The 19558-nt window shown below is 71.3% G+C and carries 15 protein-coding genes and 2 pseudogenes; 8 read left to right on the top strand and 9 right to left on the bottom strand.

Annotated features, from left to right (window positions below):
* Nucleotides 1-116: 116 nt before the first annotated feature.
* A pseudogene (locus LY12_RS02770) lies at nucleotides 117-1193 on the top strand (ABC transporter permease); the annotation flags it as partial.
* Here the strand turns inward: LY12_RS02770 and LY12_RS02775 are convergent.
* Complete coding sequence (locus LY12_RS02775; protein WP_308292056.1) at nucleotides 1137-1553, bottom strand: YjbQ family protein; 417 nt, start codon at nucleotides 1551-1553, stop codon at nucleotides 1137-1139. The pseudogene LY12_RS02770 and the gene LY12_RS02775 overlap by 57 nt on opposite strands.
* 158 nt (nucleotides 1554-1711) lie before the next feature.
* Between LY12_RS02775 and LY12_RS02780 the strand changes: the two genes are divergently transcribed.
* From LY12_RS02780 to LY12_RS26330, 4 genes are all read left to right on the top strand, one after another.
* The gene (locus LY12_RS02780; RefSeq protein ID WP_253853079.1) at nucleotides 1712-2842 is read left to right on the top strand and encodes an NAD(P) transhydrogenase subunit alpha; all 1131 of its coding nucleotides are present in this window, start codon (nucleotides 1712-1714) and stop codon (nucleotides 2840-2842) included.
* Complete coding sequence (locus LY12_RS02785; protein ID WP_253853080.1) at nucleotides 2842-3204, top strand: NAD(P) transhydrogenase subunit alpha part 2; 363 nt, start codon at nucleotides 2842-2844, stop codon at nucleotides 3202-3204. The genes LY12_RS02780 and LY12_RS02785 overlap by 1 nt, the downstream gene beginning before the upstream one ends.
* Nucleotides 3201-4592 (top strand): NAD(P)(+) transhydrogenase (Re/Si-specific) subunit beta, encoded by a 1392-nt coding sequence (locus LY12_RS02790; RefSeq protein WP_253853081.1) that lies wholly within the window; start codon nucleotides 3201-3203, stop codon nucleotides 4590-4592. The genes LY12_RS02785 and LY12_RS02790 overlap by 4 nt, the downstream gene beginning before the upstream one ends.
* Before the next feature lie 147 nt (nucleotides 4593-4739).
* Nucleotides 4740-5546: a hypothetical protein gene (locus LY12_RS26330; protein WP_301301753.1), complete on the top strand. Its 807-nt coding sequence runs from the start codon at nucleotides 4740-4742 to the stop codon at nucleotides 5544-5546.
* Nucleotides 5547-5578: 32 nt separating this feature from the next.
* On the opposite strand, the pseudogene LY12_RS26335 reads toward LY12_RS26330, so the two are convergent.
* A pseudogene (locus tag LY12_RS26335) lies at nucleotides 5579-5857 on the bottom strand (Lsr2 dimerization domain-containing protein); the annotation flags it as partial.
* Between LY12_RS26335 and LY12_RS02800 the strand changes: the two are divergent.
* The gene (locus tag LY12_RS02800; protein ID WP_253853083.1) at nucleotides 5826-7229 is read left to right on the top strand and encodes a dihydrolipoyl dehydrogenase family protein; all 1404 of its coding nucleotides are present in this window, start codon (nucleotides 5826-5828) and stop codon (nucleotides 7227-7229) included. The pseudogene LY12_RS26335 and the gene LY12_RS02800 sit on opposite strands and share 32 nt — an antisense overlap.
* Before the next feature lie 51 nt (nucleotides 7230-7280).
* Here LY12_RS02800 and LY12_RS02805 read toward each other — a convergent pair whose 3' ends face one another.
* Nucleotides 7281-9221 (bottom strand): hypothetical protein, encoded by a 1941-nt coding sequence (locus tag LY12_RS02805; protein WP_253853084.1) that lies wholly within the window; start codon nucleotides 9219-9221, stop codon nucleotides 7281-7283.
* Nucleotides 9222-9457: 236 nt separating this feature from the next.
* Here LY12_RS02805 and LY12_RS02810 point away from each other — a divergent pair, with 236 nt between their 5' ends.
* Both LY12_RS02810 and LY12_RS02815 read left to right on the top strand, forming a co-directional pair.
* The gene (locus LY12_RS02810) at nucleotides 9458-9949 is read left to right on the top strand and encodes a DUF3145 domain-containing protein (protein WP_253853085.1); all 492 of its coding nucleotides are present in this window, start codon (nucleotides 9458-9460) and stop codon (nucleotides 9947-9949) included.
* Between the two features lie 155 nt (nucleotides 9950-10104).
* Entirely contained in the window at nucleotides 10105-10698 is a 594-nt protein-coding gene (locus tag LY12_RS02815; protein WP_253853086.1) for a hypothetical protein, read from the top strand.
* A gap of 130 nt (nucleotides 10699-10828) precedes the next feature.
* Here LY12_RS02815 and LY12_RS02820 read toward each other — a convergent pair whose 3' ends face one another.
* The 6 genes from LY12_RS02820 to aceE form a co-directional block, all read right to left on the bottom strand.
* Complete coding sequence (locus LY12_RS02820; RefSeq protein ID WP_253853087.1) at nucleotides 10829-12076, bottom strand: beta-ketoacyl-[acyl-carrier-protein] synthase family protein; 1248 nt, start codon at nucleotides 12074-12076, stop codon at nucleotides 10829-10831.
* A 35-nt stretch (nucleotides 12077-12111) separates the two neighbouring features.
* Nucleotides 12112-12357: an acyl carrier protein gene (locus LY12_RS02825; RefSeq protein WP_183655120.1), complete on the bottom strand. Its 246-nt coding sequence runs from the start codon at nucleotides 12355-12357 to the stop codon at nucleotides 12112-12114.
* Between the two features lie 83 nt (nucleotides 12358-12440).
* Nucleotides 12441-13415, bottom strand: coding sequence for a beta-ketoacyl-ACP synthase III (locus LY12_RS02830; protein WP_253853088.1), 975 nt, complete (start codon nucleotides 13413-13415; stop codon nucleotides 12441-12443).
* Nucleotides 13412-14311 (bottom strand): ACP S-malonyltransferase, encoded by a 900-nt coding sequence (locus LY12_RS02835; RefSeq protein WP_253853089.1) that lies wholly within the window; start codon nucleotides 14309-14311, stop codon nucleotides 13412-13414. Before LY12_RS02835 ends, LY12_RS02830 begins: the two co-directional genes overlap by 4 nt.
* Nucleotides 14312-14583: 272 nt before the next feature.
* Nucleotides 14584-16053, bottom strand: coding sequence for a helix-turn-helix domain-containing protein (locus LY12_RS02840; protein ID WP_253853090.1), 1470 nt, complete (start codon nucleotides 16051-16053; stop codon nucleotides 14584-14586).
* Between the two features lie 346 nt (nucleotides 16054-16399).
* Nucleotides 16400-19207, bottom strand: coding sequence for a pyruvate dehydrogenase (acetyl-transferring), homodimeric type (aceE, locus tag LY12_RS02845; RefSeq protein WP_253853091.1), 2808 nt, complete (start codon nucleotides 19205-19207; stop codon nucleotides 16400-16402).
* Nucleotides 19208-19558: the final 351 nt, after the last annotated feature.

Consider the following 19558-nt stretch of genomic DNA (forward strand, 5'->3'; position numbering starts at 1 on the left):
GTATCGGACCGTTTTTCAACAAGCGTTGACATCTTCCGGTGGTCCGCGTGTACGTTGACTTCTACATCCGAATTCAACATCCGAAGAATTTAGTGGCTCAGGGTTGGGAGGTCGCCATGTCGGAGACCGGGACGCGGGCGCGCACGCTCGTCGTGGGTACGGCGGTGGCGGGGGCGCTGGTCGCGATCGTGCTGGGTTTCCTCACGTTCGGCGCGCAGGCGAGTTCGCAGCCGCATCGCCTTCCCGTGGCCGTGGCCGTGCCGGACGCCGCCCCGCCAGAGCTGCACGCGGCTGCCGAACGTGTCGCCGCGACGGGTGGCGAGGCGCTCGAATGGTGGGTTGTCGAGCCCGGCGAGGGGCGCGCACTCCTCGACGACCAGGACGTCTACGGAGTCCTGGAGCTCGGTCTCGGCCGCGGCGGGCCCACGGTCACCGCGGTGACGTCCGGCGCCGTCAACCCGGCGGGAACGCAGATCGCCGGGCAGGCCGTGACGACGGCGGGGCAGCGGGTCGCGGAGGCTCTCGGTGAGGCAACACCGGCGGCGTCACCGCAGGTGCGCTCGGAGACGATCCACGACACGGGCCCTGCCGGACGGACGGCGCCCCTCGGGATCAGCGCCCTCGCGTGGGTCGGCGGCCTGGCCGGTTCGGCGCTGCTGGCGGTGCAGGTGCGCCGCCAGCGGTTGCGTCCGGGCGCCGGCGCCCGCTGCGCACACCTGGCGCTCACCGTCGTGCTCGTGACCGGTGTGCTCGCCGGATTCCTGGCGCTGTGGGACTCCTCGTGGGACCTGGGCTGGCCGGTGCTCGGCTTCCTCGCCCTCACCGCGAGCGCTTTCGCCGCCGTGCAGGGTGCGCTGCTGCGGTGGCTCGGGATCCCTGCGATGGCCGTACTCGGCCCGCTCTACCTGCTGGCACCCTCGGTGGCCTCGCAGGTACCGGAGACACTCGAACCCGCCTACCGGGTCCTGCTGTGGTCCTGGACGCCGTTCCGGTTCTCGACCGAGGGCCTGCGCAGTCTGCTCGCCGGCACTCCGGGGACCGACCAGGTCACCGTCGCGCTCTGGGTGCTCGGCGCGATGCTCGTGGTGGGCCTGACCGCGCTGCTGTGGCCGCGGGGGACCCCGGACGGGGCGCGGTCAGCCGGCGAGGAAGCTGAGCCGGACGCGGCGGACCGCGTTGTCGACGTTGGTGTCGACGAGACAGACCGACTGCCACGTACCGAGCGCGAGCGCCCCGCCGAACACCGGGACGGTGGCATACGGCGGTAGGAACGCGGGCAGCACGTGGTCGCGGCCGTGGCCGTGGCTGCCGTGGTGGTGCCGCCAGCGGTCGTCGCGCGGCAGCAGGTCGTCGAGGGCGGCGAGCAGGTCGTCGTCACTGCCCGCGCCGGTTTCCAGGACCGCCAGCCCGGCCGTCGCGTGCGGTACCCACACGTGCAGCAGACCGTCCCCGGCCCCGTCCGGCACGTCCGCGAGGAAACGTTCAGCCTCGCGCGTCAGATCGGCCACCACCGCACTGCCGCCGGTGCGGATCTCGATCTCGGTGGAGTGCATGCCCCCACCGTACGCAGCGTGGGCTGGATCCGCGGAGACGATCACCGGCAGGCGAGTGCTTCTACGTCACCTCGCCACGACACACAAGACGTGATCTTCGTTACAACATGGTCCATGATGGTGATCGACAGGTTCCTCGGGCGAGGAGGACGTGCAAGGTGGCAGGACCGCTGACGGTCGGTGTCGTCGCCGAGACGGCGCCGGGGGAACGACGGGTCGCACTGGTGCCGAAGCTTGCCGAGCGCCTGGCCGGCCGGGGGCTACGGGTCGTGGTCGAACCGGGGGCGGGCAGCCGGGCGGGACTGCCCGACGAGCTGTACACAGCAGCCGGCGCGGAGCTCGGGAGCGGAGCCGAGTCCTCCGGCGGCGATGCGGGCGATCCCCGCCGCAGCGACATCGTGCTCACTGTGACGCCACCGTCCGAGGAGGACATCGCGCGGCTCGCCGCCGGTACCGTCCTCATCGGATTTCTCGACCCGCTCGCCGCCCCCGAACGGGTCCAGGCCCTGGATCGCGCCGGGATCGTCGCGCTGGCCGTCGAATCGATCCCGCGGATCTCACGCGCGCAGGCGATGGACGCGCTGTCGTCGCAGGCGAACGTCTCCGGGTACCGTGCCGCGTTGCTGGCGGCGCAACTCTCGCCCCGGTTCTTCCCGATGCTCACGACCGCGGCAGGCACCGTGCCGCCCGCGACGGTGCTCGTGCTCGGTGCAGGTGTCGCCGGACTGCAGGCACTCGCGACGGCGAAACGGCTCGGCGCGCAGGCGACCGGCTACGACGTGCGCCCCGAAGTCGCCGAACAGGTGCGGTCGGTGGGTGCGCAGTGGCTGGACCTGGGTATCGAGGCGATCGGTGACGGCGGTTACGCCCGCGAACTCACCGACGACGAACGCGCCGAGCAGCAACGCAGGCTCACCGAGGCGATCGGCGGCTTCGACGTCGTGATCACCACGGCACTGGTCCCCGGACGCACGGCCCCCACCCTCGTCACCGCGGGCGCCGTGCGGGGGATGCGCCCCGGCAGCGTCATCGTCGACCTGGCAGGGGCGACCGGCGGCAACTGCGAGCTGACCGAACCCGGCGAGGACGTCGACGTCGGCGGCGTGACGATCAGCTCGCCGCTCAACCTGCCCGCCGGGATGCCCCTGCACGCCAGCGAGCTGTACGCGCGGAACCTCGTCGAACTGATCGAACTGCTCGTGGACTCCGAAGGCCGGTTCGCGATCGACCCGGCCGACGAGATCGTCGCCGGCGCCTGTGTCGCCGGCAGGCCGGAGGAGGTGGCGTAGTGCCGATCGAAAGCATCGCGATCCTGGTACTGGCCGGATTCGTGGGCTACACCGTGATCTCCAAGGTGCCCAACACGCTGCACACCCCGCTGATGTCGGGGACGAACGCCATCCACGGCATCGTGCTGCTCGGCGGGCTCATCGTGCTCGGCCACGGGGTCGACGGGGTGCTGAACAAGATCCTGCTCGTCGTGGCCATCGCGTTCGGGATGATCAACGTGGTCGGCGGGTTCCTCGTCACCGACCGCATGCTCGGCATGTTCAAACAGCGCCCCGGCGGACAGCGCCCCGGCGGACAGCGCCCCGACGGACAGCGCGCCGGCGGGCAGCGGCCCGGCGCGCGTGAGGAGGGCGAGCAGTGAACACGCTCGTCTCCGTGCTCTACATCGTTGCGTTCGTCCTGTTCATCTACGGGCTGATGGGGATGACGGGGCCGCGCACTGCGGTACGGGGCAACTGGATCGCCGCGGCCGGTATGGCGGTCGCGGTCGTCGCGACGCTGCTGCTGCCGGGCATGGGCAACTGGCCGCTCATCGCGCTCGGGCTCGGCATCGGCGCGGTGATCGGTGTTCCCGCGGCCCGTCGGGTGAAGATGACGGCGATGCCGCAGATGGTGGCGCTGTTCAACGGCGTCGGCGGTGGCGCGGTGGCACTCATCGCCTGGGTGGAGTTCCGGGTGACCACCGGTTACGAGGCCGAACCGCGGTACGTGGCGATCGCCTCGCTGTTCGCGGCGATCGTCGGTTCCGTCTCGTTCTGGGGGTCCGGGATCGCGTTCGGCAAACTGCAGGAGATTCTGCCGGGAAGGCCGGTGACGCTCGGACGATTGCAGCAACCGCTGAACATCGTGGTGCTGACGGCCGCCGTCGTGTGCGCCGTGATCATCGCCTCGGGCGGGCGATCCGAATTGCTGATCATCGGCGTGCTGGTCGCCGCGGGCCTGATCGGTGTCATGGTGGTGCTGCCGATCGGCGGCGCCGACATGCCCGTGGTGATCTCGCTGCTCAACGCGTTCACCGGACTGTCCGCCGCGGCGATGGGCCTCGCGCTGGACAACACGGCACTCATCGTCGCAGGCATGATCGTCGGCGCGTCCGGGTCGATCCTGACGAACCTCATGGCGCAGGCGATGAACCGGTCCATTCCGGCCATCCTCGCGGGCGGTTTCGGCGGAGGTGGCGACGCGGGCGCGGCCACCGTGAGCGGTGCCGGGGACCGTCCCGTGCGCAGCACCAGCACGGCCGACGCGGCGATCCAGCTCGCCTACGCCGGCCGCGTCATGGTCGTGCCCGGCTACGGGCTGGCTGTCGCCCAGGCGCAGCACGCCGTACGCGAGATGGCCGATCTGCTGGAGGCGAAGGGCATCGACGTCGCCTACGCGGTACACCCCGTCGCCGGGCGCATGCCGGGCCACATGAACGTGCTGCTGGCCGAGGCAGACGTGCCGTACGAGGCGCTCAAGGAGATGGACGAGAGCAACTCCGCGTTCCCGCAGGTGGACGTCTCGCTGGTGATCGGCGCGAACGACGTGACGAACCCGGCCGCCCAGTCCGACCCGAGCTCACCGATCTACGGCATGCCGATCCTGCACGTCACGTCGAGCCGGTCGGTGATCGTGTTGAAACGCTCGATGGGTTCCGGGTTCGCCGGCATCGACAACGCCCTGTTCACCGATGCGAAGACGGCCATGCTGTTCGGCGACGCCAAGGAATCCGTCGCCGGCATCGTCGAGGAGCTGAAAACGTTGTGAGCCGGCAGCGACGCACGTGGGTCGCCGAACGCCGGTGAGCGACGGCCTTCCGGTGGTCGACGACCGGCCGGAGGTGACCGCGGCGAGCGCCTGCGGCCGACAGGAACTCAGCGAGCGGCCGAGAACGTGACCTGAGGGACGGGCGGCTTGCCGCGCTTCTTCCCGGCGGCCTGCGGTTCCGTGGCGGGCTGTGCCTGCGCGGCCTGCCGGCCCGCCTTTCCGGTGGTTCCCGGCGCCGGGGCCGCGGTGGCCGCGCTCTTCGTGCTCGTGCCCTTCTTGGCGGCGGCTTTCCCGGCCTTCCCTGCGGCCTTCGTCGAGGCCGACGACGTCCCGGTGGTCTTCGGCGCGGCCTTCTTCGTGCCGGTTCCCGTGGCGGCCTTCGTGGCGGTGGTGCTCGCGGCGGCCGTTGTTGCCACCGTCGCCGTTGCGGTCGTCTTCTTCGTCGACGCCTTTCGTGGCGCGGCCTTCCGTGTTGCGGCCTTTGGCGGCGCCGGCTTCTCTGCCGCCGTCTTCGTGGCGGTCGTGCGCTGCCCTCCGGTGGAGGTCTCGGACGTGGGGTTCTTCGCCGCGGTCTTCTTTCCCGTGTTTTTCTTTTCTGCGTTCTTCTTCCCCGAGGTCTTCGTCGCCGCTGCCTGCTTCGTGGCGGTGTTCTTGCCCGCGGTCGTCGTAGCCGCTGCCTTCTTCACCGTCGCCGTCTTCGGCTCCGCCTTCTCGGAAGCTGCCTTCTCGGAAGCTGCCTTCTTGGTCGCCGTCTTCTTCGGCGCCGCCTTCTCGGGTGCTGACCTCTTGGTCGCTGCCGTCTTCGGCTCCGCCCTCTTCGTGGCGGCCTTCTTCGCCGTGGGTTTCGTGGCCGTGGGTTTCGTGGCCGACGTCGTGGTCGTGCCGGAGGAGCCGGAGGTGATCATCCGCCGGGGGCGCTTGCGACCGCCGGTGCGGCGGCCGTTGCCTGCGTAGCGAGTGAGGGTGCTGCGCAGCACGTCGGCGCCCGCCGTGGCCAGGTCGATCTCGTAGTGAACGCCATCGAGGGCGAACCGCACCGTTTCGTGGGCGGGTTCGCCACTGATGTCGTCGAGCACCTCGACCGCCGTGTTCCGTGCCACCAACGTCCTCCGCGTTTTCCTGTGTGTGGGGGCATTCCCGCGGTCCTCCGGGCGCTCGGCCCGTGTTGTCCGCTCCTGGGCGAGGGTAGTTGCCGGGTTGCGGGGGAGTGCGCGGTGGTGTGCGCTCGACGGTATGGCACAACACGCGTACGACGTCGTCGTCATCGGAGCCGGTCCGGTCGGGGAGAACGCGGCCGCACGTGCCGTGGCCGGCGGTCTGACCGTGGCCCTCGTCGACCACGAACGGTTCGGCGGGGAATGCTCCTACTGGGCGTGCATTCCCAGTAAGGCATTGCTGCGGCCGGGAAATCTGCTTGCGGCCGTGCGGCGCATGCCGGGGGTCGACCATGTCGGCGGGCTCGACCCGGCCGCGGTGTTCGCGCGCCGCGACGCGTTCACTCACGAAGGGGACGACAGTGCCCAGGTCGAGTGGGTTCGCAGCGCGGGTATCGAACCGGTGCGCGGGCACGCGCGGATCACCGGGGAGCGGGAGGTCACGGTCGACGGTGACGTGTTCCGCGCGCGACAAGCCGTGATCGTGTGTACCGGCAGTGTGGCGCGGATGCCGTCGGTGGCGGGGCTCGCGGAGCTGTCGGGCAAGTTGGTGTGGACGTCGCGCGATGCCACGGCCGCGTCGACCGTGCCGGGACGGCTGGCCGTGCTGGGCGGTGGCGTCGTCGGTACGGAACTGGCGCAGGCGTGGGCGCACCTGGGTGCCGAGGTGCACCTGCTGATGACCGGACCGCGGCCGCTGCCCGCCTATCCGGAGTTCGCAGGAGACGCGGTCGCAGAGGGGCTCCGCGGCGGCGGTGTCCGGTTGTATCCGGACACCGCCGCCGAGCACGTGTCCGAAGTGGATGAATCAGGGGCGAGTGCGGTGCGGATCGCGCACGCCGGCGGCGTCGTCGATGCCGACCGGCTGCTGATCGCCACCGGCCGCAGGCCCGCGACGGCGGAGCTCGGGCTCGACGCCGTGGGGCTCGAACCCGGCGATCCGTTGCGGGTCGACGACAACGGTGTCGTGTCCGGAACCGATGGCTGGCTCTTCGCCGCAGGGGACGTGACCGGCCGCGCTCCGTTGACGCACCAGGGCAAGTACGCGGCACGGATCGTCGGCGACGTCGTCGTCGCGGCGGCCCGCGGTGACACCGTGTACCGGTCGCCGTGGAGCGCCCACACGACGACCGCCGACCATCACGCGGTGCCGCAGGTGGTGTTCACCGACCCCGAGGTGGCGTCGGTCGGGATGCGAGAGGCCGCCGGGCCGGGCCAGCGGGCCGTGGAACTGGACATCGCCGTCGCCGGATCGGCGCTCCACGCCGACGGCTACACCGGACGGCTGCGCGCGATCGTCGACACCCGGCGGGACGTGCTGCTCGGCATGACGTTCGTCGGCCCGGACACCGGTGAGCTGTTGCACGCCGCCACGATCGCCATCGTGGGCGAGGTGCCGCTGCACCGGTTGTGGCACGCCGTTCCCGCGTTCCCGACCATCAGCGAGGTCTGGCTCCGGTTGCTGGAGGAGTACGGCCTGTGATGCGGCCGGTCGGCACCCTGGCGGGACCGCGCCACCGCCGGTGACGAAGGCTCAGTCGTTGAGCTTCACCAGGCCGAGTGCGGCCTCGGCGGCGTCGGCGACCTCCGGCGAGTCCTGAGAGGCTCGGTCGCGCGGCGACGCCAGCACGAGCCGCACCGTGGAACCTTCGAGGTCGCTGACGTAGGCGGCGCCCGACCAGTCCGGTGCGGGCGGTGCCCACCGGCCGGAGGTCGTCGCGAGGTCACGGATCGTGCCGGTTCCCGGGGTGTCGGCGACCTCGAGGAACCGCTGTGCCGCCTGCTCGTCGGTGAAGGTGAGGGCAGCCACCGAGACGGCCACGTCGGTGCCGCGGACGGTGGTGCCGAAACTGCCGCGGCGCAGTTCCGTACATCCGCCGTCGGCCAGCGCCACGCTCAGGTCACCCACCGCATGGTCCGCGCACTCCTCGGTGAGCTGTGCCGCGCGCTGGGTGAACTCCAATCCACCCGCCTCCATGCGGACCGGCCCTGCCTCCTCGCTATCGCCGCCCAGGACGGTGAACGTGATGATCACGACGAGGGCCACGACGAACACGGCACCGGCCGTGATCCACCGCCACGTCCGCACCGACGACCGCCGCCACCACGCCTGCCGCGGCGTGCCACGTCGTAGCGGCGCTCCTCCCGCGGGAACGCTCGTGGGGGGAGCGGCGCGCGGCGGATGATGTGCACCGGACGGAACAGGGCTGGACGGGACAGGGCTGGACGGGGTGCCGGACGGGGCGGTGCCGGGCCGGGTGGCCATGGGCTGGGTGGCGGCGGACGGCTTCGCCGGCATACCCGGCGACGGGTGAGCGGCCGGTGGCGGGGCTGCCGGGGCCGAGCCGGCAGTAAGGGCACCGGTCTGCACCCCCGGCGTTACGGCAGCGTCCGCGCCGGTCGTCTGCTGCGGACCGGCGGGCGGGGCGGGCGACTGCACGAACGCGGCGGGCCGTGCCGGCGACATCGTGGCGGGGGTGGTCGCCGTGCCCGCGGTCGCTCCGCCCGGAGGTTCGGTCCGCGCCGCCTCGCCTGCAGGACGCGGGGTCGCGGTCTTCGGAACTGCGGAGGTCGGAGCTGCGGAGGCCGGAACTGCGGAGGTCGGAGCGGCGGTGTTCGGGGCCGTGGGGAGCGGCGCCGCCCCGGACGGGGGAGCGGAGCCGCCGGTCGAGGCGTCCGGGGTGTCCGCACCCGCTGCGGCGCGGTTCGACGTCGGAGTGGTGGGGCCGGGCGAACCGGAGTGCGGCGTGCCGTCGAGCGCTTCGGTGTCGGCGTCGTCGGTCAGTGGGTCGGTCGCGTCGGCCGGCGAGTCCCGGGTGGCCGGCGAGTCCGCAGGGACGGGCACGGCGCTCGGGGCTGTGGCGAAGCCTTCGCCTGCGAGGGCGTCGTCGTCGAGCTCGGTGTCGGGGGACAGCGCGGCGACCACGGCACGCGCCTGCTCAACCGTGAGCGGCCGGGACGCCGAGGACAGGGAGACGATCGAGGCGAGCAGGCTCGTGGAGCTCGGATACACGATGCGGACCGGGCCGGCGAGCTCGTCGGCGGGCTGTTCGACGTGTTCGACGAACGGTCCCACGGCGATGACCGTCCCGATCGCGGTTCCAGGGGATCCGGCTGCCGCCCGGACGCGCTCGGCCACCTGTTCGGAGACGGCCAGCGCCTCGCTGGAGGGGTTTCCCGCGTCCGAACCGGACTCGGCGTCACCGCGGGTGAGCGGCCAGTCGTCGGCCTTCCACGCCCCGCGCAACGGCGCCTCCAGCCGGATGGCCGGGTCGGGCAGATCCACGCCCACGACGACCACGACGCCATGGGCGGTGACGATCACCGCGTCGACCGGCGTGTCGGCCTCCGGAGGCTGCACCCCGACGAGTCCGACCCCGCCGACCCGGTCGCCGCTGCGCCCGAGGGAGGTCAGCGCTGCGCGAATGTCCGGCGAGATCTGCGCGGGACGGGTCGAAAACCGGACGAGTCGCACCCCTCAAGCCTCCCTGCGCCTGGCGAACTGGCATCGGGAATCTACCGGCTCGCCGGGCGGCACGGGTCCACCTGGCCCAGGTCGAGGTGTGAACTGTGGGGTCCGTGTGGCGCAATGGGCCCCTGCGGTGCAAAATGTGCGAGAGAAAACTGAAGCGGTGTTCATGCACTGGGCTCGGCACGTGGTTCGCGAGGTCGTAGGGGAAGACGCCCCTCGTCGAACAGCGGAGGTCAGCAGTGAGCACACGTGGCGTTGTGTACGTCCACTCGTCGCCGTCTGCGGTGTGTCCGCACGTCGAGTGGGCGATTTCAGGCACGCTGAGCACGCGTGCCGAGTTGCGCTGGACTGCGCAGCCCGCGGCACCCGGCCAGCTGCGCGCGGAATGCGAGTGGCGTGGTCCGGCGGGTACGGCGGGCAAGCTGGCCAACGCGCTCAAGGCGTGGCCGATGGTCCGGTTCGAAATCACCGAGGAACCCAGTGCGGGGGTCGACGGTCAGCGCTTCTGTCACGTGCCCGGTCTGGGCCTGTGGCATGCCCGCACCAGCGCGAACGGCGACATCGTGGTGCCCGAGGACCAGCTGCGCAGCCTGGTCGCCAAGAGCCGTGCCTCCGAACAGCTCGCACACAAGATCGACGAGCTGCTCGGGGCCGGTTGGGACGAGGCGCTCGAACCGTTCCGGCACGCCGGGGACGGCGCACCGGTGACGTGGTTGCACCAGGTCGGCTGACGCGCTCGGCCCGGCGGTCCTGCGGGCGGCGGGTTCGGCAGGCCTTGTCCCCGCTCGCCTGCGGTGGGACGAACCGGTGGCGGGTCGGCGGGGCGTATCGCCGACAGGTGCGCGTCTCCGGGTGCACGGTGCTGCGGGAGCAGTAGTCTGGACCGGTGCCGACCACGTCTCTACCGCACCGGCGCTGGCTGGTGCCGGTGCTCGTCGCGGTCGTGGCGCTGACGGTCGGGGGCGGACTCGTCGCACGGGAGGTCTATCAGCCGCCGTCCCGGACGTCGCGGCCCGCTGCCCCGCCGACCTCGGCCGCACCGAGTTCGGTGGAACCGGCCGACCAGCCCGGCCCCACGCGAGTGCAGCTCACCAGTGACGCGGCCGCCCATCCGGACGCCCAGGCCGTGCGCGGTGTGCTGCAGAAGTATTTCGACGCCATCAACGGGCGCGACTACGACCTGTGGGTCACGACGGTCGTCGCGGAACGCGCCGCGTTGCAGGGCGAGGAGGAGTGGCGGGACAACTATCGCAGCACCCGGGACGGCAGTATCCGCGTGTACCGCATCGAGGCCGCACCCGACGACGGGCTGACGGTGCTGCTCGGCTTCACGAGCGTGCAGGACGCCACGGACGCGCCGGATGACCTGCAGTCCGACTGCATCCGCTGGCGCCTGGCCTTCCCGCTTACGCGGGCCGAAGTGGAGTGGCGGATCGGCACGGTCCCGCCCGGCACGGTGCCCGAGCAGTCCCGCTGCTGAACCCGACACCGCCGGCTCGGACCAGCAACCCTCCGGTTAACAGCTCCGAGCCGACGGCCGGTGCTCAGCCGGTCGGTGGATGCCGGTCAGGACGCCGTCGGCCGGACGCCACTACCGGGCTCGCCGCTGTTCAGGCTGCCGTGAACAGCAGCGCCGTGTTGTGGCCGCCGAAGCCGAACGAGTTGCTGATCGCCGCCGACAGTTCCATCTTGCGCGGTTCACCCGCGACGACGTCGAGCTCCACCTTCGGGTCGAGCTCGCCGAGGTTGAGCGTCGCCGGCACGATGCCGTGGTAGATCGACAGCAGCGTGGCGATGCCTTCGACCGCACCGGCACCGCCGACCAGGTGGCCGAGCGCGCTCTTCGGCGCGGTCACCACCGGGTGGTCGCCGAGCGCCTTGTGAATGGCCGCGGCCTCGCCGACGTCGCCGACCACTGTCGACGTCGCGTGGGCATTGACATGACCGACGTCGCGGGCGGTGACACCGGCCTGTTCGATGGCCTGGCGCATCGCCGCGATCTGACCGATGCCGTCGGGGTGGTTGCCCGTGATGTGGTAGGCGTCGGACGTGATGCCCGTACCCGCGACCTTGCCGTACACGCGCGCTCCGCGTGCTTCGGCGTGGGCCGCGCTCTCCAGCACCACGACGCCCGCACCCTCGCCGAGCACGAACCCGTCGCGGTCGACGTCGAACGGCCTGGAGGCCCGTCCGGGGTCGTCGTTGCGGGTCGACACGGTGCGTGCCTGCGCGAATCCCGCGATCGTGATCGGGTGGATGCACGCCTCGGCACCGCCCGCGACCACCACGTCGGCCTTGCCGGAGCGGATCATGTCGAAGGCCTTGGCGATGCCTTCCGCGCCCGACGCGCACGCCGACGCGGGCGAATGCACGCCGGCACGGGCCCGCAGTTCGATGCCGACGTGAGCGGCGGGCCCGTTCGGCATCAGCATCGGCACGGTCAGCGGTGACACCTTCCGCATGCCGTGCTGTTCGAGGTTGTCGTCCTGTTCGAGCAGCGTGACCGGACCACCGATGCCGGTGCCGATGGACACGCCGAGTCGTTCCGGTTCGACGTCCTCGCCGTCGTCGGACGGTAGGGCGAACCCGGCGTCCTCCCAGGCCTGCCAGGCCGCGATGAGCGCGACCTGTTCACAGCGGTCGAGCCGCCGGGCCCGCACGCGCGGGATCTTCTCGGTCGGCTCCTCGGCGAGGGTGGCGCCGATGCGGACCGGGAGATCGTAGGTCTCCGCCCAGTCCGTCTCGAGGGCGCGAACGCCGCTGCGCCCGGCGAGCAGACCGTCCCAAGTGGACGTCACATCCGGTCCGAGCGGCGTGGTCGCACCGATACCGGTGATCACGACGTCGGTGTTGCTCATGTGGGGTCTCCCCGAGGTAGCCGTCCGAGTGGCGTTTACTTGGAGTTGGCGGCGACGTAGTCCACGGCGTCACCGACCGTCTTCAGGTTCGCGAGCTCGTCGTCCGGGATCTTCACGCCGAACCGGTCCTCGGCCTGCACGGCGATCTCGACCATGGACAGCGAGTCGATGTCGAGGTCGTCCACGAACGACTTCTCGGCCGTCACGTCGTCCTTGGCGACACCGGCGACCTCCTCGACGATCTCGGCGAGTCCGGTCAGCAGCTCCGTCTTGTCAGCCACTTTGATGTTCCTTTCGTTGCTTGTGGATGGATGGTCGGGACGAACACTAACGGACCAGGCCGCTCGGTCGTCCGCGTTTCGGGTTAAGGGCAGATGAGGACCTGTCCCGCATACGACAGACCGGCGCCGAAACCGACAGCCAGCACGACGTCGCCCGACGAGACTGTGCCCGACGCGCGCATGTGGTCGAGTGCGAGGGGGATCGATGCCGACGAGGTGTTGCCGGAGTAGCGGATGTCGTCGGCGACCACCATGTCCTCGCGCGCGCCCTGGGCCCGCAGCCGTTTGGCGATCGACTCGACGATGCGCAGGTTGGCCTGGTGCGGGATCAGCACGTCCACATCGGATAGCTGCAGGCCCGCACGCTCGACGGCCTCGGTGGCGACGGGCGCGATCTGCGTCGTCGCCCAGCGGAACACCGACTGTCCCTCCTGGAACAGGTACTTGTGCTCGCGCATGTAGATCATGTCGACCTGGTCGCCCGCACTGCCCCACGAGACCGGTCCGATGCCCGGTTCGTCCGACGGTCCGACCAGTGCCGCACCCGCACCGTCGGCGAAGATGATCGCCGTCGAGCGGTCGGCCGGGTCGACCACGTCGGTGAGCTTCTCGGCGCCGATCACGAGGACCTTGCCCGCCGAGCCGCCGCGGATCAGGTCGGAGGCGAGTGCCAGCCCGTAGCAGAACCCGGCACACGCGGCGTTGATGTCGAACGCACCTGCGCCCGCGATCCCGATCCGGTCGGCGACCTGTGCGGCCGCGTTGGGGATCGGCGAGGGCATGGTGCAGTTCGGCAGGATGACCGTGTCGACCTCCGACGGGTCGGTGCCCGCGTCGGCGAGCGCCTTCGACCCCGCCGTGACCGCCATGTCGACCAGCCGCTCGTCCTTGCCCGCGAATCGGCGTTCGATGATGCCGACGCGTTCGCGGATCCACTGGTCGTTGGTGTCCATGTGCTGCGCGAGCTCGTCGTTGGTCACGGCCCGGTCCGGCTGGGTGCTGCCGATGCCGAGCACGCGGGTCGCGGCGGGTCCCTGCCGGAGGCTCAGCGCGCTCATGCGGCGGGGTCCACGTCGTCGAGGTCGGCCGGCTTCTTCAGCGCGACCGTGGCGGTGCCTTTGAGTTCACGGCGGACGAGGCCACTCAGCGTGCCCGCGGGCGGCAGTTCCGCGGTCGCGGTGACCCCGAGACCGGCGAGGCCCTGCATGGTCAGATCCCACCGCACCGGCTTCGTGACCTGGGCGACGAGGCGGTCCAGGTACTCCGCGCCGTCGGTGACGACGGCGCCGTCGGCGTTCGAGAGCAGTGGCCGGGTGGGGTCGGCGGGGGAGAGGCCCGCGACGTGCTCACGCAGCGTCTCCTCGGCGGGGGCCATGTACCGGGTGTGGAACGCGCCCGCCACTTGCAGCGGGCGCACCTTCGTACCCGCCATCGGCTCGGCGACGATCGCCTCGATCGCCTCCGCCGAGCCGGACGCCACGATCTGACCGGCGCCGTTGCGGTTGGCCGCTTCGAGGTCGTGGTCGGCCAACCAGGCGACGACCTCGTCCGGGTCGCCCAGCATGACCGCCGCCATGCTGGTGGGTTCGAGCGCACAGGCCTTGGCCATCGCGGCGCCGCGGACGGCCGCCAGCGCGACGGCCTCCTCCGCGGGGAACACACCGGCGATCGCGGCGGCCGCCAGCTCACCCACCGAGTGGCCTGCCACCGGTGCGCCGGACGGAGTCTCGGGCAGGTGTTCGGCGGCCAGCAGCGCGGCGGCCACCGTCAGCGGCTGAGTGATCGCGGTGTCGCGGATCTCCTCGGCACCGGCCTCGGTGCCGAGATGGACGAGGTCGAGGTCCGTCCTCTCGGACCACTGCCGCAGTCGCTGGTGGGCACCGTCGAGTTCGAGCCAGTCGTTGAGCATGCCAGGGGATTGCGCACCCTGGCCCGGGCATAGCAGCGCGATCACGCCACCAGACAACACGTCGGCGGGCCGGCGCGGGGATGCCGACGCTTCACGAACTCGGGGCGCCTCGCTTGTGGGAAGCCTACAAACGTTCTCGGCGTCGGCCGCTGTCCTGCGAGATCACCTTGTCGGTTCTGGGCAGTTCGATCGCCGCCCTGGGCGTGATAGTGATCGTTCTCACGATCACCCACCGGACCACGGGGTGCCGGACCACGGGGTGCCGGACCGCGAGGCGGCGGGCGTGGCTGGAGGAGGGGACGCGGAGCGGCCGCCGGTCACCACTGGCTGCGGGCGGCGGCGAGTCTGCTCGCGGCCAGCGCCACGCGCAGCACGAGCGCATCGCGGGGGTCCGCGGCGTTGCGGCCCGTCAGCTCGGCGGCCTTGCGCAGCCGGTAGCGCACCGTGTTCGGGTGCACGAACAGCTGGCGGGCGCACATCTCCAGGACACCGCCGGTCTCCAGGTAACCCTCGACGGTGGCCAGCAGTGCGGGGCCCGCGTCCTCCAACGGTTTGGCGATCTCGTCGACGAGCCGCCGCTCCGCGGACGGGTCACCGGCGAGGGCACGTTCGGGCAGCAGGTCGATCGAGCGGACCGGACGCGGCGCGCCGGGCCACGCGACGACCGCGCGCATGGCCGACAGGGCTTCCGCGGCGCTGGCGTGTGCCTCGCCCAGGCCGGCCACCGTCGGTCCCGCGACGATCGGCCCGTCACCGAATGCCGCCGCGAGGGTGTCCAGCAGGGCGCCGTCGCGGGCCTGCTCGTCGTCAGCGCCGCCGGCCACCACGACGAGCCGTGTGCCCTGCACGCCCAGCAGGACGGGACAGCCGGCGCGCGCGGCACGGCTGCGCACCTCGAACACCACGGTCGGCGGATCGTCCGACGGCGACGTGCCGACCATCACCGTCGCGCTGGCCGCGGGGTCCCAGCCGAGCGCGGCAGCGCGGGAGAGCACGGACTCCTCGGCGTCGCCGCGGACGATGCCGTCGACGACGAGAGCCTCGAGGCGGGCGTCCCACGCGCCCCGCGCCTCGGCGGCCGCCGCGTAGGAACTCGCGGCGGCGAACGCCACCTCGCGGCCGTACCGCAGGATGCCTTCGACGAGCGCGGCGTTCTCGGCCCCGTCCGCGGCGAAATCGGGCAGCTGCTGTTCGAAGACCTCGATGGCCAGCCGCACCAGGCCGACGGTCTGGCGCAGGCTGATCCAGCGTGAGAGGTCGCGCGGGGCGGCGCGGAACGCTTCGGTGGTCAGTTCCAGGGCGTGCTCGGGGTCGCGCAGCCAGCGGACGAAACCTGCCGCGCCGGTCTGCGTGATGAGCAGGACGCTGGCCCGCTGGTCGGCGGGCAACCGGCTGAACCAGGACAGTCGCTCCTCCATCGCGGCGACGCTGGCCTTGGCGAGCCTGCCCGAGGCCCGTTCCAGCTCCCGCAGCGTCCGCGCCGACAGCCGGTTCGGCCCGCGTGCTTCCCCCGGTGCCGGACCCGGCGGCGAGGTACCGGCCGTGTCGACCGGGGTGGTGTCCGGGTGTGCCGTGTCCTCCGGTCCCGCGGTGCGCCCCGGTCCAGCGGTGTCCTCCGGTCCCGTGTGCGCGGGCGTCGAGCTCGGGTCGGCCGGGGTGGTGGTTTTCGAGCGCGGGGCCTTTCGGGCCTTCGCGGGCCTCGGCCCCGTCGAGGCGTGGGAGGTCGCCGGGGACGCCGTTCTCGCGCCCCTGTTCGACCGGGTGCGCCGGGGATCGTCGGAGGTCATTTGCCTGCGATCGTACGTCGCCCGCGGTCCGACCGGCCACGGCGGAGTCGCCCCTGGTGGTAGCCGCCGGTACCCGGCCGACGTGGCCGATCCGGCCGCCCCGGCGACCCGGCGACCGACCGGCCGACGATGCGAAACCGCCCGATGCGGCGATGAATCGCTGCATCGGGCGGTTTCGTTCTCCCCGGTCCCCACCGGTGATTCCACTATGGACCGGCGGGATCATTGCTGGCCAGGGGGCTCACTCGTTCGTGGAACGACCTCACGCGAACGGCGAAGCCGACCGCGTGACGGGTTCACTTTCAGTGGTGGGCGCCATCCTTTTCGTCCGGAAGTTCCGGTGGGATCAGGCCACCCCGGAGTCGGACGTCTGCGGTCCGGCCGCGCCGACGTCGTCGATCCGGTACTGCTGGGCCGCGCGCGACACCGTGTCCTGGTCGACCGCGCCCTGTTTCGCCAGTGCCGTGAGCACGCCGACCGTGATCGACTCGGCGTCCACCAGGAAGTGGCGGCGCGCCGCAGGGCGGGTGTCGGAGAAACCGAAGCCGTCGGTGCCGAGGGTGAGCATGTCGCCGGGCACCCACGGGCGGATCAGGTCCGGCACGGCCCGCATCCAGTCGGACACCGCCACGTACGGACCGTTCGCGCCCTGCAGCGCCTCGGTCACGTACGGCACCTGCGGCGTATCGTCCGGGTTCAGGAAGTTGTCCCGGTCCACGTCCACGGCGTCGCGGCGCAGCTCGGTCCACGACGTGGCCGACCACACCGCTGCGCGCACGCCCCACTCGTCGAGCAGCATCTGCTGTGCCCGCAGCGCGTCGGGCATCGTCACGCCGGAGACCAGGATCTGTGCCTCCGGGCCGTTGCCCGCCGGTGCCTCGGCGTAGCGGTACAGGCCCTTGAGTAGGCCGTCGACGTCGATGTTCTCCGGCTCGGCCGGCTGCTGGTACGGCTCGTTGTAGATGGTGATGTAGTAGAAGACGTTCTCACCGTTGCCGTCCGGGCCGGTCTCGCCGTACATGCGGCGCAGGCCGTCCTTGACGATGTGGGCGATCTCGAACGACCACGCCGGGTCGTAGGTCACCGCCGCCGGGTTCGTGGCCGACAGCAGGATCGAGTGACCGTCGGCGTGCTGCAGGCCCTCACCCGTGAGGGTGGTGCGGCCCGCGGTGGCGCCCAGCACGAAGCCGCGCGCCATCTGGTCGGCCGCCGCGTACAGGCCGTCGCCGGTGCGCTGGAACCCGAACATCGAGTAGAAGATGTAGATCGGGATCATCGGCTCGCCGTGCGTGGCGTACGACGTGCCGATCGCGGTGAACGACGCGGTGGAGCCCGCCTCGTTGATGCCCTCGTGCAGCAGCTGGCCCTGCTCGGACTCCTTGTAGGCCAGCATCAGCTGCGCGTCCACCGAGGTGTAGGTCTGCCCGTGCGGGTTGTAGATCTTGTTCGTGGGGAACATCGAGTCGAGGCCGAAGGTGCGCGCCTCGTCCGGGATGATCGGCACGATGCGCTGCCCGAGTTCGGCGTCCTTGGCCAGCTCGCGCACGAGCCGGACGAAGGCCATCGTCGTGGCGACCTCCTGCTTGCCCGACCCCTTGCGGATGGCGTCGTAGACCTTGTCACCGGGCAGTGTGAGCGGCTTGGCGCGGGCGGGACGCCGCTCCGGCACGTAGCCGCCGAGGGTCTTGCGGCGGCCCTGCATGTACTCGATCTCGGGCGAGTTCTCACCCGGGTGGTAGTACGGCGGCAGCTTCGGGTCGCGCTCGAGTTCCTCGTCGCTGATCGGGATGCGCTGGGCGTCCCGGAACGTCTTGAGGTCGTCGAGGGTCAGCTTCTTCATCTGGTGCGTGGCGTTGCGGCCCTCGAACGCGGGGCCCAGGCCGTAGCCCTTGATGGTGTGGGCGAGGATCACGGTCGGCTGGCCGTGGTGTTCCATCGCCGCCTTGTAGGCCGCGTACACCTTGCGGTAGTCGTGCCCGCCGCGCTTGAGGTTCCAGATCTCGGCGTCGGAGAGGTCCTTGACGAGGTCCTTCGTGCGCGGGTCACGGCCGAAGAAGTGCTCGCGGACGTAGGCGCCGTCGTTGGCCTTGTACGTCTGGAAGTCGCCGTCCGGGGTGACGTTCATGAGGTTGACCAGCGCGCCGTCCCGGTCGCCGTGCAGCAGCGCGTCCCACTCGCGGCCCCAGACGACCTTGATGACGTTCCAGCCCGCACCGCGGAAGTACGCCTCCAGTTCCTGGATGATCTTGCCGTTACCGCGGACCGGTCCGTCGAGACGCTGCAGGTTGCAGTTGATGACGAACGTCAGATTGTCGAGGCCCTCGCCCGCGGCCACGTGGATGAGGCCGCGGGATTCCGGCTCGTCCATCTCGCCGTCGCCGAGGAACGCCCACACGTGCTGGTCGCTCGTGTCCTTGATGCCCCGCGCGTCGAGGTAGCGGTTGAAGCGCGCCTGGTAAACGGCGTTCATCGGGCCGAGGCCCATCGACACCGTCGGGTACTCCCAGAACTCGGGCATCAGCCGCGGATGCGGGTACGACGGCAGGCCGCCGCCCTCGCCCGCGTGGGAGAACTCCTGGCGGAAACCGTCCATCTGGTCGGCGCTGAGCCTGCCTTCGAGGAAGGCGCGGGCGTAGATGCCGGGGGAGGCGTGGCCCTGGATGAAGACGTGGTCGCCGCCGCCGGAGTGGTCCTTGCCCCGGAAGAAGTGATTGAAGCCCACCTCGTACAACGCCGCCGACGAGGCGTACGTGGAGATGTGCCCGCCTACGCCGACGCCGGGGCGCTGTGCCCGGTGCACCATGACGGCCGCGTTCCACCGGATGTAGGCGCGGTAGCGGCGCTCGAGCTCTTCGTCACCGGGGAACCACGGCTCGTTCTCGGTGGGGATGCTGTTGACGTAGTCCGTCTCGGTGAGCGGAGCGACGCCGACGTTGCGCTCCCGTGCCCGTTCCAGTACCCGCAGGAGCAGGTACCGGGCGCGCTGCTTGCCGCCGGTGGCGAGCGCGGCGTCGAAGGAGTCGAGCCATTCGCCCGTCTCCTCCGGATCGATGTCGGGCAGGTGTGCCGCCAGGCCGTTGCGGATCACGTGGACGCGCGCCGGGTTGCCCTGGCCGGTCTCGTCGCGCCCGGCCTTGTCGTTCTGCGGGGCCAAGGGGTCTCCTCGCCAGTCGTCGCTGTTGGTTCCAGCTTCTCGTCACTGTTGTCACTGCGTTGTCCGGGGCCGCCGTCGTCCGTACCCGGCGGCCGGGTGCGCGCGGGTTCTCGGCGCGTATCCGGCGAGCCGGGCACGAAATCGGTGCGGTGACCCGGGTGCGGGCCGTTCGAGGGACATGGTCGTCGCATCCACGAGCCGTGTCAGCGCTACTCGGTGGTAACGCCGACTCGGCGGTTTCCCGGTCATCGGCCCCGGTCAGTCCCCTGTCGGGGACCGGTGAGCCCACCCTAGACCCGCCGCGCTCGCGGCGTGTGTCGAGTCGGTTCCATGCCTCTTCTACGCGCGCGC

Source organism: Prauserella alba (genome assembly GCF_024171735.1).
Taxonomy (GTDB): Bacteria; Actinomycetota; Actinomycetes; order Mycobacteriales; family Pseudonocardiaceae; genus Prauserella; species Prauserella alba.

Excerpts from the sequence above, each read along its gene's own strand:
- LY12_RS02840 (WP_253853090.1), bottom strand. The coding sequence starts at position 16,053 with ATGACCTCCGACGATCCCCGGCGCACCCGGTCGAACAGGGGCGCGAGA.
- LY12_RS02800 (WP_253853083.1), top strand. The coding sequence starts at position 5,826 with ATGGCACAACACGCGTACGACGTCGTCGTCATCGGAGCCGGTCCGGTC.
- LY12_RS02830 (WP_253853088.1), bottom strand. The coding sequence starts at position 13,415 with ATGAGCGCGCTGAGCCTCCGGCAGGGACCCGCCGCGACCCGCGTGCTC.
- LY12_RS02820 (WP_253853087.1), bottom strand. The coding sequence starts at position 12,076 with ATGAGCAACACCGACGTCGTGATCACCGGTATCGGTGCGACCACGCCG.
- LY12_RS02775 (WP_308292056.1), bottom strand. The coding sequence starts at position 1,553 with ATGCACTCCACCGAGATCGAGATCCGCACCGGCGGCAGTGCGGTGGTG.